This window comes from Serratia sp. N21D137 (assembly GCF_047530005.1).
In the GTDB taxonomy this organism is placed as follows: Bacteria; Pseudomonadota; Gammaproteobacteria; order Enterobacterales; family Enterobacteriaceae; genus Chania; species Chania fonticola_B.
In genome coordinates, this window is the sequence record NZ_JBLJAJ010000005.1 from 20,014 (window position 1) to 32,785 (window position 12,772).

Here is a 12,772-nt window from a genome sequence, read left to right on the forward strand (position 1 = left end):
AGCTACTAGGTAAAGTTATGCAAAAAGCGGTATTGATAACCGGCTGTTCCAGCGGGATAGGATTGATTGCAGCGCAAGATCTGCGTAACCGTGGCTATCGCGTGCTGGCCGCCTGCCGTAAGCCAGAAGACGTGGAAAATATGCGCCAGCATGGGCTGGAAGGCATTGAGCTGGATCTGGACGATAGCGCCAGCGTAGAACGCGCCGCCGCGCAGGTGATCGAGCTGACCAACGGGCGGCTGTACGGTCTGTTCAACAATGCCGGTTTCGGCGTTTACGGGCCACTCAGCTCGGTTTCACGCCAACAGCTGGAACGGCAATTCTCCGCCAACCTGTTTGGCACCCACCAGCTCACCCAGTTGCTGCTGCCAGCCATGCTGCCGCATGGTGAAGGGCGCATTATTCAGACCAGTTCGGTGATGGGGTTAATCTCCAGCGCCGGGCGTGGGGCCTATGCCGCCAGCAAATTTGCGCTGGAAGCCTGGTCGGACGCGTTGCGTATGGAGCTGCACGGCAGCGGCATTCAGGTCAGCCTGATCGAGCCAGGCCCGCTGACGACCCATTTCACCCAGAACGTCAATCAGGCGCAGAGCGATAAACCGGTGCACAATCCAAGCATCGCCAAGCGTTTGACGCTGCCTGCCGAAGCGGTGTTACCGAAGCTGCGCCACGCGCTGGAAAGCCCCAAAGCCAAGCTGCGCTACCCGGTTACTCTGCTGGCGCATACCATGAGCATCCTGCGCCGCCTGCTGCCGGGCCGTGCACTGGACTGGTTATTGCGCAGTAATGGTTAAGCAAACGGGGGCCAAGGGTTGAAGCGCGCCGCTTTGCCCCCATCTAGAGTAGATTGGCTCCGCAAGATCAGATTAGAGAGAAACCATGCTAGCTCAAGCCGTTGTTGATATTAACGAAACTAACCTGCACCAGACTCTGGAACAGTCCATGTCCCAGCCGGTGCTGTTCTACTTCTGGTCGGATCGCAGCCAGCACTGTCTGCAGCTCACCCCGATACTGGATAAACTGGCGGCGGAATACGCGGGTCAGTTCGTTCTGGCGAAGGTGGATTGCGATGCCGAGCAGGCAATCGCCGCCCAGTTTGGCCTGCGTTCCCTGCCAACCGTCTATCTGTTCAAGGATGGTCAGCCGGTTGATGGTTTCCAAGGGCCGCAGCCGGAAGAGATGATCCGCGAATTCCTGCAGCGTTTCCTGCCAAAAGCCGAAGACCTCAAGCTGGCAGAAGCCACTGAGCTGTTGCAGGAAGACCGTGCAGCAGAAGCTCTGCCTTTGCTGAAAGATGCCTGGAGTCTCAGCAATCAGCGCAGCGATATCGGCCTGACGCTGGCGGAAACCCAGATCGCCCTGAACAAGACGGATGATGCCGAAGCGGTGCTGGCGACCATTCCATTGCAGGATCGCGATACCCGTTACCTCGGCCTGGTCGCGCAGATTGAGCTGATGAAACAGGCTGCCGATACGCCAGAAATTCAGCAGTTACAGCAGCAGGTTCAGCAACAGCCGGAAAACGTCGAGCTGGCCGTGCAGCTAGCCTTGCAACTGCATCAGGTTGGCCGCAACGAAGAAGCGCTGGAATTGCTGATGGGTCATCTGAAAAAGGATTTGGCGGCGGCTAACGGTAACGCCCGCAAGACCTTGATGGATATTCTGGCCGCACTGGGGACTGGCGATGCGCTGGCCGCCAAATACCGCCGCCAGCTGTATTCACTGCTGTATTAATCGAACATGGGCGCAGCCGCACGGTTGCGCCCTGTATCAAATATCAAGCCTCCTGCGCCGGTTTCCCCTCTTTGACAAACAGCATGGCGATAAAACCCACCACCGTGATCATCGCGGCAAAGTAGAACCCCGCATTCAGCGTCCCCGTGCTGTCGGCAATAAAGCCGGTCACGTAAGGTGCAAAGATCGACGCCGCCATACCAAAGAAGTTATACAGCCCGAAAGCGGTGCTAAGCGCGGCACGCGGTGCGTTGTCTGCCACCAGTGCGATCAGTACCGGGTTGAGGCTGATTTTGCCGATAAACCCATACAGCACCAATACGCCAATCAACGCCGCTTCACTGGTGGAATAGACGATGCCGAAGATCGCCAGCAGTGAGAAAGGCAGCATAAACAGTACCACCGGTTTTCTGCGGCCCAGCTTGTCAGAGATATAGCTGCAAATCAGCGTCCCCAGTACCGAGATCCACGGCACGATGGAGGCGATGCTGGCGGCGTGCACAATATCCATGCCGCGTTCTTTTTGCAGATAATACGGCAGCCAGGTAATGATCACGAAGAAGCCGTAGATCGAGCAAAAGATGGTGATGTAGGCCATCAGCAGGTTACGGTTTTTAAACAGATCCAGGAAACTGAATTCGCTCTTTGTTGCTGTAGCGGCTGGGGTATCGCCCGCACTTTGCGGCGCTTTTTCCCGAATGAAAAACAGCATCAGCAGCGCCACAATCAATACCGGAACCGCCATCGCCAGGAACGGCATCTTCCACGAAGTATGAAAATGCTCGATCATAAAGCTGGAAAGGTAATACCCCAGCGCGATACCAAACGACATCCCACTGCCGATCACCGCACTGCCCAAGGTGATCCATTTCTTGGGGATGGCCTCGGAAGAAAGCGCATACTGCGGGCCATAATAGACGCCTTGCGAAGCGCCGGTCAGCATCCACAGCACGATAAAAATCAGAAAGTTGGATGAGATGCTGACGGCAGCGATAAACAGCGCAAACAGCATAAAGCCGCTAACCAGAATGCGTTTTCTGCCCAAGCGGTCGCCCAATAGTCCGGCAGGCACCTGTAAAAGGGTGTAGGTCAGAAAGAACAGGCTGCTGATTAAGCCCAGATGGCTTTTTGACAGCCCGAACTCGGTTTGGATCTGCGGCATGATGGGGCTAAGTACCGAACGCCCGGCATAGATAACCACCCAGCCGAGGAAGAAGATCACGACGGTTTTAATCCAATAGGGCACTCGCTCTGTTTTTATAGTTTGCATATTCATTTTCCCTTGGTTGATGGGCCGCTAGGCCCACCCAGTATTACGGCGTAATTAATGTCCCCGCGGTGCCTGCCAGTACCGACTCGATATCTTGCAGAGCACCGATATGGGCCACCTTGCCGCTACGCTGTACAAAGCGGCTGACCGCCATGATTTTTGGCCCCATCGAACCATCGGCTACCGCCATCGGGGCCAGCTCTTGGGGGGTGGCCGAACGGATGGCTTTTTGCTGCGGCGAGCCCCAGTGCTGATACACCGCATCAGCATCGGTGAGGATCACCAGGTGATCGGCGTCCAGGGCTTCAGCCAATAACGCAGAGGCCAGATCCTTGTCGATCACCGCTTCGCTACCGATCATTCCCTGTGCGCTGGCCACCATCGGAACGCCGCCACCGCCGTTGCAAATCACGATGTGGTTTTTCGCCAACAGCAGATTGATCGCTTCAATATCGACGATCTTTTTCGGTTCAGGGGAAGGCACCACCCGGCGCAGGTATTTCCCATCCAGCTTCATGCTCCAGCCATACTTTTGTTCCAGCTCGGCTTGCTGCTGTGGCTCATAAACCGGCCCGATAAATTTGCTGGGTTCCCGATACGCCGGATCTTCGCTGTCTACCAAGACGCGAGTCAGCAACGTGGATACCGGCTGAGCAGGATGGAACGCCCCTAGCTGCTGGGCCAGCATATAGCCGATCATGCCCTGGCTTTCCGCCACCAGAATATCGAGCGGATAAGGAGGAACATCGCGATAGGCCAGGTTTTGCAGCGCCAGCAACCCTACCTGCGGGCCGTTACCGTGCACGATGGCGATGCGGTATTTCTTGGCCAGCTTGCCAATGGCATCGGCAATTAACGCAATGCTCTGGTACTGATTCTCTGCAGATAACACCGCGCCACGCTTTAACAGGGCGTTGCCCCCCAAGGCAATAACTAACGTTTCCATTCGGATATCCATTTTTTAAGTAATAACAGCCCATACCGAACGACACTTGGTATGGTTTTGCGCTGATGAATTAATAAAGACGATTGATAACCATGACGCCCAGTAAAACGCCCAATAGCGTGTCCGCACCGGAAAAATGGCCGGTTGCCAACATGTCGTTGATGGCCGCGGGTAATTCTTGGGGCCTGAGTAAGGCATGTGCCAGAAGTTGTACCGGGGTGGAGAAGATCCCCTGCTCGGCAAACTGCAAATAGTGGACGCTGACCAAGGTGGTCAACTGGTTTAAAGGTTGGCTGGCGGCAAAAAAGGACGACAACCTTGCGACATCCACGCGGCTATCGAGATGAGCCGCCAGCAACATGCCCAGCACCGTGTCATCATTGCTTGGCGTCAAGCCAGGGCCTTTGCCAAGCACGAGGCTCCAGTCTACTTTCTGCCCCAACAACCAGGCGGTAAAGTGCTGCCGTAGTTCGCGAATTTCCAGACAATGCGGCTGGTCAACGAGGTTGTCCAGGCGGCCAAACAGGCCGGTCTGGGCATCAACATCGGCCAGCGCGGTAGCCAATGGCGGCAACGCAATTTCTCCGCTCACCTTCAGACAGAGATCCAAGCACCTCCCCTGGCGGTAGATGGCAATATTCTCCAGTTCAATCCCCGCCGGTGAAAGCTGGCAATGCTGGGCCGCAGGCAGGCTGTCAAAGATTTCGTCGAAGTCATCGTCGCCAATTTCCCAGCCCATTGGGCTAAGCCCACGCCCTTCACGGTGCAACGTCAGTAGCCGATCGTTAGGCGAGAGGAAGTTGATGGCATTGTTGAAACGCCCCACGCAGCGTAACGGGCCGTAATCTTGCGTGGCATAGCGGCTAATGACTAACGCGGTGATGTCCATAACTTGCTCCCTAGCCCGGAGTCTCCTCCGGGCTAACCGGTTGTTACGCGCTGATACCCAGCTTTTCTGCCAGTGCTTCGATGGCTTTTTCAAAGCAGCCTAATGGAGCACGCACAGTACCGGCACCAATCTGCCCAACCCCGGCTTCACGGTGGGCAATCCCGGTGTTGATCAACGGCGTAATACCGGTTTCCACCACCCGACGGGCATCCAGCCCCAAGCAGGCGCCTTGGAAGTCCCAGGTTGGGATTTGCAGCATCATGTTGCGTTCCAGGTAAATCTCGGCCATCTCTTCGGAGATATCGGTCGCGGCACTCATACCCCCGGCGGCACCGACAAAGCGGGTCACGCCAGGCGCGGCGACCATGGCCGCACCGCCAATGCCGAAGGTCTCGGTAATGGCGCTATCGCCAATATCCGGGTTGGCGTCGGCCTGGCTATAGCCGGAGAAGAACAGGCCTTCCGGCGTATTGACCGGCGCGGTAAACCATTGGTCGCCCATGCCGCTGATCTTGATGCCAAAGTTTTTGCCGTTACGGGTCATCACCGTCACGATGGTGCCTTGTTTAATCTCGGCCCCGGCATCCATGGCCGCCTTGCAATAGGCCATCGCCAGGTTGAGGAAGAACTGATCGGTGATGCTGAGGAATTGCATGACCTTGGCCAGTTCAACGTTGTCCCGCTCAAGCAGGCTGATTTTCGGGGCCAGCAGACGCATCAGCAGCGCCGACGCTGCGATATTACGCTGGTGGAACTCGTCCCCCATGGTGATGGCCTGAGCCATGACGGCGGTGAGGTCAATCCCCTCATCGAAGGTGGCCAGCACTTCTTTCAGTACCGGTGCCAGTGAGTCACGCATCCAGCGCAGGCGCGCCTGCACGTCTGGCCCATAGGCACCAAAGCGCATCACCTTACCGATCCCTTCGTTCAGGTTGCAGTAGGCATGGTTACCATGAACGGTGTTTTTCACCACCACCAGCGGCATATGCGCCGAGGTGATCCCCCCCATCGGGCCAACGGCACTGACGTTATGGCAAGGGATAAACTCAATCTCGCCGTTCTCCAGCAGCGCCAGCGCCTGTTGCTCGCTTTCAGCCCACTGCTCAAACAGGCAGGCCCCAATGCAGGCACCGCGTACCGGGCCGCTCATTTCCGCCCAGGTGACCGGCGGCCCGGCATGCAGCAGTTTTCTCCCCTGTGCCAACTGCGGGATCAGGTTTTTCGCTAAATCAACATCCTGCCAATGTGGGCGGGCTTCACGGATCCTGGCGATAACGGCAGCGTTTGCTTGTTCAATAGTTGCGGTCATATCAATCCCTTACTTTAAATTTTTCAGTATGTTAGCCAATCGTTGATTACCACCGGCCACCGGAGCCCATTGGTAATGCACCACTGAAATTTCGTTGGTTTGCAGATCGTCGGCAAAGCTACGCAAGCCTGCATTGATCACGGAAACACCGGCCAGCATGGCGGGTGCGGGTTCGTTAGTACCCTGCGCTGGAGGGGCGATTAACTGGCAGGCCAGCGCTACCGCTTCAGGCAGCGAATTCATCACGGCAATGCCCGCCTCGTTGAGCGTGTCAATCTGTTTGGAGCGCTGCTGGGGATCTTGTTCGGTGCCTGTCACCGTGGCGATAACTGCCAACGGGTGGGCCGTACCACGCTGTTCGCGTACGCGTTTGACTTCGGTAGCCAAAGAATCTGCGGGATCTTCCTGGGCGCCATAGCCAATCACCACATCCAGCAGCAACACGCCAATCTGCGGCTGCTGAGCAAGGCGAGCGATTTCCTGATTACGGGTAGACGGGTCAATCATCGGGTGCGGTTTGCCCTGGGTGTAGAAATCGTCCCCCATATCGATAATGCGGTGTCCGTCGGCGTTGAGCATTGAGCCATGCTGATGCTTGCTGTCGGCCTCCACGCCCAACCGATCGGCCAGCAACATGGCGCATTCCGCCGCCAGCGTGCCACCGGCATACAGACCGGAGATTTTGCCACCGCATACCGCAGGTTGCTGTGCGGCCATTTGCTGCACGTTTGCCAACATCGCTGCCAGGCGGGCGGCTTCATCCAACGTCGCGGCAAAGGTGATGTTATCTTCCTGCTTCAGTGCGTTCTTGGCACCAAGGAACAACGCGATAACCGGCTTGCCAAGGGTCTTCATCTCATTGATAACCCGTTGGCGTACCGCTTCGGCCGGAGGCTTGGAGACAAACGCCAACACCTGGCTTTGCGGATCGGCCGCCAACATACGCAGTGCGCTGATAGCGCTGATGCCACCGATTTCGGCGGTTAAATCACGCCCACCCAAGCCAATGGCGTGAGAGACACCCTGCCCGGCCAGGGTAATTTGTGAGGTCAGCTCCTGGATACCCGTTCCCGAAGCGCCAATGATGCCGATCATGCCTTTAGGAGCGACGTTGGCAAAGGCCAGCGGTGCCCCGGCAATATTGGCCGTGCCGCAGTCTGGCCCCATCACGATCAGGCCCTTGTCACGCGCCTTGGTTTTTAGCGCCACTTCCTGCTCAACGCTGACGTTGTCGGAAAACATCATCACGTTGCAGCCATCGTCCAGTGCCTGATCGGCCAGTTGCGCGGCATATTCCCCGGCAATGGAGATCAGCACCATATTGGCATCCGGCAGCTTCTGCCGCGCCATGCGCCAACTGCGTGCCTTGAGCAGGCGTTTCCCCCCCTGCTGCCCCTGGGCGATGGCTTTCAACGCCAGGTCTAACGCTTCACCGATCTGTGCGGTGATGCTGTCATCGGCAGATTCCGCCTTGATCGCCACGCAAATATCATTGGGAGTCGCTTCACTAAATTGCGGATGCCAGAAGCCGGTCGCTTCAAGTAAGGATTTATTGGCCGGCGTCCCCATCATGACCGATATTTCTTCGACGTTGGGTGATTCACTGAGCTTACGGGAAATTAGCATCAGGCTGACGGAATCCTGAAAGCTCCCTTTTTTTATAAAAGCATGGATCATAGTGATATCCTTAAAACAGCATGTGAACTTCGCAATGGGCGTTCTCAGATATTTTTAGTCACCTAGTTATTTCAAACCCCATATTCTTATTGGCCAAGCTACAAATAAAACCCGTTGACGAAGGTGAGTCTCATCACACTTTGCCCATTGTTAGAAAAAATCATCAAGTCCGGCGGGGATTAATTGAATTCAATCGTCAGAAACACGGCGCTTTGTTAAAAATAATCTAACAATGGTAATGCCATTCAACGAAAATTTAAGCCAATAAAATAATAGCCGTCTGGATCACATTATTACAACCCCAGGTTTATACAGTAGGCGTTAGAGATAGTTTAAATAAACCGTAGTAATGAAAGGACTGTCTATGAAAGTCTCTAAGCAGCAACTGCATCAACTGATTCAAAATAAAATTCATTCTGCAGGCCTAAGCCAGGAACACGCCGGGATTGTCGCGGACGTTTTGGTCCATGCGGATGCACGCGGGATCCATTCCCACGGCGCGGTGAGGGTAGAATATTATTCTGAACGCATCAGCAAAGGCGGCACCAATAACAACCCGCATTTCACCTTTGAAAAAACCGGCCCTTGCAGCGCAGTTTTTGATGGCGACAACGGTGCCGGGCACGTCGCGGCCAAACTGAGTATGGATCGCGCCATCGAAATGGCGAAAGAGAACGGCGTAGCGGTGGTAGGCGTTCGCCGCATCGGCCACAGTGGTGCGCTGTCTTACTTTGTGCAACAGGCCGCCCATGCGGGCATGATTGGCATCTCAGTGTGTCAGTCGGATCCGATGGTCGTCCCTTATGGCGGCGCAGAGGTCTATTACGGCACCAATCCCATCGCTTTCTCGGCACCGGCCGAAGGCGACGACATCATGACCTTCGATATGGCCACCACGGTTCAGGCCTGGGGCAAGGTGCTGGACGCCCGCTCACGCAACGTGCCAATCCCGGATACCTGGGCGGTAGATAGCGAAGGCAATAACACCACCGATCCTTTCGCCGTCAGCGGGCTGTTGCCTATCGCCGGACCAAAAGGTTACGGCCTGATGATGATGGTCGATATTCTATCCGGCGTGTTGCTAGGCCTGCCGTTCGGTAAACACGTCAGCTCGATGTATCACGATTTAAGCGCAGGCCGGGAGTTGGGCCAGCTGCATATCGTGCTCAACCCAAGCTATTTCACCAATGAAGTAACCTTCCGCAAACATATCAGCCAGGTCATGAGAGAACTGAACGAAATCAAACCGGCACCTGGCGTGAAACAAGTGCTCTATCCTGGCCAGGGTAGCCATATGCGTGAAATAGAAAATGAAAAGAATGGCATCGATATTGTTGACGACATTTATCAATACCTGATTTCTGACGATATTTACCAGCGTTCCTACGACCATAAAGATCCGTTTGCCAGTTAATCGTCAGATTAATTAAATCAGGCGGAGAAAAGCTATTTTCACCGCCATTTTCCTTATCAACCCTCCCGACAAAGCTGAATTGGCGCATGTCTCAGGGACGTTACAAGCAGGCAGATAAATATGAAGAATTTCCAACAAGAAATTAGTGAAACTTCTGGCTGGTTATCCAAGATCGGGGCAGATCCCAGCGGTGGCATGACGCGCTTGCTGTATACCCCTGAGTGGGTGGAAGCTCAACGGGCGCTGAAGCAGGCTTTTGAAACCGCCGGTCTGACAACCTCTTTTGATGCCGTCGGCAATTTATCCGGCCGCCTGCAGGGCAGCAAATATCCCGATCAGGTGATCCTTTCTGGCTCGCATATCGATACGGTCGTCAACGGCGGCAACCTTGATGGTCAGTTTGGCATCGAAGCCGCCTATCTGGCGATCAAACATCTGAAAGAGACCTACGGCGCTCCGTTGCGCACGCTGGAAGTCATCTCGCTGGCCGAGGAGGAAGGCAGCCGTTTCCCTTACGTTTTCTGGGGCAGTAAAAACATTATCGGCTCCGCTCGTCCGGAAGAAGTCAAAAGCATCTGTGATGCCAAAGGCGTGAATTTCGTTGACGCCATGCATAGCGCAGGCTTTGACTTCCGCCCGCAAGACCAGCCGCTGCGCAAAGATATCGCCGCCTTCGTTGAACTGCATATCGAGCAGGGTAAGGTGTTGGAGACCGAAGGTAAAACCATTGGCGTGGTCACCAGCATCGTCGGCCAGCGCCGCTACGATATCAAACTCAAGGGCGAGGCCAACCACGCGGGCACCACGCCGATGGGCTACCGTAAGGACACCGTTTATGCCTTCAGCCGGATCTGCTGCGAATCCATCGCCAAGGCCAAAGCGGAAGGCGACCCGCTGGTACTGACCTTTGGCAAGGTCGAGCCCAAGCCTAACACCGTCAACGTCGTGCCTGGTTTCACTCATTTCACCCTGGATTGCCGCCACACCGACAAAGCAACGCTGCTGCGTTTTACCCAGGAGATCGAAGCCGATATTCAGCGTATCTGTGCCGAAATGGGCATTGAGGTCGAGATCGACCTGTGGATGGATGAAACGCCGATCCCAATGGACAAACAGCTGCTGGCCTGCGTCAGCCACCTGTGTGAAAGCCATAAGATGAACTACCGCATGATCCACAGCGGTGCTGGCCATGACTCACAGATTTTTGCCCCGCACGTGCCGACGGTGATGATGTTTGTGCCAAGCATTGCCGGTATCAGCCATAACCCGGCGGAGAAAACCGAACTGTCCGACCTGGCCGAAGGGGTGAAAATTCTGGCGCATACCTTATATCAACTGGCCTATACCGAGCAGGGAGCCCGCCTATGAGCAACAGCAAAACCGCCTCCAACACCGGGTTTGATCCGCTGTACTGGAAAAAAATCGTGGTGGTCCTGTGCCTGGGCTGGGCGGTGATCTGGATTTACCGCACGGTGCTGACACCGATCTTCCCTGAGATCCAGGCGACCATCGGCTCGCATTCCAACGCCGAGATGGGCCTGATCGCCAGCTTCTACTTCTTTGCTTATACCGGGATGCAGATCCCGGCCGGGATCCTGGTGGATAAGTTCGGCAAAAAGGTGGTGCTGATCCCAGGCTTTTGCCTGTTCATCATCGCTACCTTGCTGATCGGCAACGCCACCAGCCTGACTATGATCTACGCCGGTAGCCTGCTGGCCGGCATGGGCTGTGGCTCTTACTATGGCTCGGCTTACTCGCTGTCATCAGAAAACATTCCGTTGGAACGCCGTGGTTTAGCCACCGCCATTATCAACAGCGGTTCTGCGCTGGGGATGGCCATTGGCCTGATCGCCTCCAGCCTGCTGGTGAAAAGCATGGGGATGGACTGGCAAATCATGCTGTTTATCATCACCGGCCTGCTGGTGGTAATGACGGTGGTGTTCTTCCTGGTGATCAAGGGGGGCTCCTACACCGCTTCTCTGGCCGCCAGCCCGGCGGCCTCTGCGGCCACGACTGTGGAAGAGACCGAGGAAGCCAGTGGGTTGTTCAGCCTGCGGATGATTTCCGCCTACGTGATGTATTTCGCCACCTGCTATGGCTACTACATGATCGTGACCTGGCTACCTTCCTTCCTGCAACAGGAACGGGGGTTCGAAGGCGTGGCCATCGGCTTCTCTGCCGCACTGGTGGCCTTTGCCTCCGTGCCCGGGGCGCTGTTCTTCAGCCGTATGTCTGACCGTTTCCGCGCCAAGAAAGTGCAGTTGATCATCTTCTTGCAAATCTGTGCCGCCGTGACGCTGGTCTGCACCGTGATCTCACCGGACTCCACTACCCTGCTGGTCAGCCTGATCCTTTACGGACTGCTCGGCAAGCTGGCGGTGGATCCGATCATGATCTCCTTCGTGGCAGATAACGCTCCGAAGAAAGGCTATGGCACCAGCTTTGGCGTGTTTAACTTTTTCGGCATGTCCTCTTCGGTGATTGCTCCATTCCTCACCGGGGTGATCTCCGACAGCACCGGCTCCAAGGTGATGGGCTTCTATATCTCGGCCGCCATCCTGCTGATCGGCACCGTGATCTTCTTTACCGTCAACGTATTGATGAAGCAGAAAAACAATCGCCAAACGGCGGCACAAGCATAATTTTTGTTGTAGGGCTGCGGCCCTGACTAATCAGGAGAATTAACGTGGGTTATATCAATAATCAGATTGGCTATCCAAAAGATATCCTGGCTTCGCGCTCCATTATCAAACGCGACAACTATGCCGTGATCCCACCCGATGGCCTGGTGCGTAACATCATTCCTGGCTTCGAGAATTGCGACGTCACCATTCTTGCCACCCCGAAACTGGGCGCCACTTTTGTCGATTATCTGGTGACGCTGCATGATGGCGGCCGTAACCAGCAAGGCTTTGGCGGTGAGAATATTGAAACCTTGGTCTACGTTATCGAAGGTAACATCACCGCGTCAGCCGACAGCACCGATTATCCACTCACCACCGGCGGCTATCTGTATTGCCCTGCCGGTGTGATGCTGCGCCTGGAGAACACCAACGGCGGCAAGCCAAGCCAGCTGTTCCTCTACAAACGTGTCTACAACCGTATCAAGGGCTATGAAGCCCATGTGGTAAGCAACAACGTCAACAAGCTGGAAAGAATTCACTATGAAGGGATGAGCGATGTGATCCTGCAAGATCTGCTGCCTAAGGATCTGGGGTTCGATATGAACATTCATATCCTCTCCTTCAAGCCAGGTGCCAGCCATGGCTACATCGAGACCCACGTGCAGGAACATGGCGCATATATTCTCAGCGGTGCTGGGGTGTATAACCTGGATAACGAGTGGATCCCGGTCAAGAAAGGGGATTACATCTTTATGGCTGCCTACGTTCCGCAAGCCGGTTATGCGGTGGGCCAGGAAGAGTTTAGCTATATCTACTCGAAAGACTGCAACCGCGACGTCGATTTCTAACCCCGCTTCAAGGCCACGTTGAGTTTCGCGTGGCCTATTTGATTGAATCAGAGTCTTATTG

General features: G+C 55.4%; 11 protein-coding genes. 6 read left to right on the forward strand and 5 right to left on the reverse strand.

The window, feature by feature from the left end; translation table 11 throughout:
* The first annotated feature begins 17 nt into the window (after positions 1-17).
* Both ACMV5H_RS05745 and ACMV5H_RS05750 read left to right on the forward strand, forming a co-directional pair.
* A complete protein-coding gene (locus ACMV5H_RS05745) occupies positions 18-794 on the forward strand; it encodes an SDR family oxidoreductase (RefSeq protein WP_414821577.1) in 777 nt (258 codons plus the stop codon).
* 85 nt (positions 795-879) lie between these two features.
* Entirely contained in the window at positions 880-1,734 is an 855-nt protein-coding gene (locus ACMV5H_RS05750; RefSeq protein ID WP_115158694.1) for a co-chaperone YbbN, read from the forward strand.
* Between the two features lie 43 nt (positions 1,735-1,777).
* On the opposite strand, the gene ACMV5H_RS05755 is transcribed toward ACMV5H_RS05750, so the two are convergent.
* From ACMV5H_RS05755 to ACMV5H_RS05775, 5 genes are all read right to left on the reverse strand, one after another.
* Positions 1,778-3,004: an MFS transporter gene (locus tag ACMV5H_RS05755; protein ID WP_059200055.1), complete on the reverse strand. Its 1,227-nt coding sequence runs from the start codon at positions 3,002-3,004 to the stop codon at positions 1,778-1,780.
* Positions 3,005-3,047: 43 nt separating this feature from the next.
* Positions 3,048-3,950, reverse strand: a complete 903-nt coding sequence (locus tag ACMV5H_RS05760; RefSeq protein WP_414821578.1) for a carbamate kinase — start codon at positions 3,948-3,950, stop codon at positions 3,048-3,050.
* 70 nt (positions 3,951-4,020) lie between these two features.
* Positions 4,021-4,839 carry a DUF2877 domain-containing protein gene (locus tag ACMV5H_RS05765; RefSeq protein WP_115158691.1) on the reverse strand — a complete coding sequence of 273 codons (819 nt, stop codon included), beginning with the start codon at positions 4,837-4,839 and terminating at the stop codon, positions 4,021-4,023.
* Between the two features lie 43 nt (positions 4,840-4,882).
* Positions 4,883-6,148 (reverse strand): DUF1116 domain-containing protein, encoded by a 1,266-nt coding sequence (locus tag ACMV5H_RS05770; RefSeq protein ID WP_115158690.1) that lies wholly within the window; start codon positions 6,146-6,148, stop codon positions 4,883-4,885.
* 9 nt (positions 6,149-6,157) lie between these two features.
* Positions 6,158-7,825 carry an acyl-CoA synthetase FdrA gene (locus tag ACMV5H_RS05775; protein ID WP_115158689.1) on the reverse strand — a complete coding sequence of 556 codons (1,668 nt, stop codon included), beginning with the start codon at positions 7,823-7,825 and terminating at the stop codon, positions 6,158-6,160.
* Positions 7,826-8,189: 364 nt separating this feature from the next.
* On the opposite strand from ACMV5H_RS05775, the gene allD reads away from it, so the two are divergent.
* From allD to allE, 4 genes are all read left to right on the forward strand, one after another.
* Positions 8,190-9,239 (forward strand): ureidoglycolate dehydrogenase, encoded by a 1,050-nt coding sequence (gene allD, locus ACMV5H_RS05780; RefSeq protein WP_021805428.1) that lies wholly within the window; start codon positions 8,190-8,192, stop codon positions 9,237-9,239.
* Between the two features lie 120 nt (positions 9,240-9,359).
* Positions 9,360-10,607: an allantoate deiminase gene (allC, locus tag ACMV5H_RS05785; RefSeq protein ID WP_021805429.1), complete on the forward strand. Its 1,248-nt coding sequence runs from the start codon at positions 9,360-9,362 to the stop codon at positions 10,605-10,607.
* A complete protein-coding gene (locus tag ACMV5H_RS05790) occupies positions 10,604-11,881 on the forward strand; it encodes an MFS transporter (protein WP_071682979.1) in 1,278 nt (425 codons plus the stop codon). Before allC ends, ACMV5H_RS05790 begins: the two co-directional genes overlap by 4 nt.
* Positions 11,882-11,925: 44 nt before the next feature.
* Positions 11,926-12,711 carry a (S)-ureidoglycine aminohydrolase gene (allE, locus tag ACMV5H_RS05795; protein WP_024486475.1) on the forward strand — a complete coding sequence of 262 codons (786 nt, stop codon included), beginning with the start codon at positions 11,926-11,928 and terminating at the stop codon, positions 12,709-12,711.
* Positions 12,712-12,772: the final 61 nt, after the last annotated feature.

Bases quoted from the DNA above. Each gene is read 5' to 3' on its own strand.
- ACMV5H_RS05745 (WP_414821577.1), top strand. From the start codon at position 18: ATGCAAAAAGCGGTATTGATAACCGGCTGTTCCAGCGGGATAGGATTG.
- ACMV5H_RS05750 (WP_115158694.1), top strand. From the start codon at position 880: ATGCTAGCTCAAGCCGTTGTTGATATTAACGAAACTAACCTGCACCAG.
- ACMV5H_RS05755 (WP_059200055.1), bottom strand. From the start codon at position 3,004: ATGCAAACTATAAAAACAGAGCGAGTGCCCTATTGGATTAAAACCGTC.
- ACMV5H_RS05760 (WP_414821578.1), bottom strand. From the start codon at position 3,950: ATGGAAACGTTAGTTATTGCCTTGGGGGGCAACGCCCTGTTAAAGCGT.
- ACMV5H_RS05765 (WP_115158691.1), bottom strand. From the start codon at position 4,839: ATGGACATCACCGCGTTAGTCATTAGCCGCTATGCCACGCAAGATTAC.
- ACMV5H_RS05770 (WP_115158690.1), bottom strand. From the start codon at position 6,148: ATGACCGCAACTATTGAACAAGCAAACGCTGCCGTTATCGCCAGGATC.
- ACMV5H_RS05775 (WP_115158689.1), bottom strand. From the start codon at position 7,825: ATGATCCATGCTTTTATAAAAAAAGGGAGCTTTCAGGATTCCGTCAGC.
- allD (WP_021805428.1), top strand. From the start codon at position 8,190: ATGAAAGTCTCTAAGCAGCAACTGCATCAACTGATTCAAAATAAAATT.
- allC (WP_021805429.1), top strand. From the start codon at position 9,360: ATGAAGAATTTCCAACAAGAAATTAGTGAAACTTCTGGCTGGTTATCC.
- ACMV5H_RS05790 (WP_071682979.1), top strand. From the start codon at position 10,604: ATGAGCAACAGCAAAACCGCCTCCAACACCGGGTTTGATCCGCTGTAC.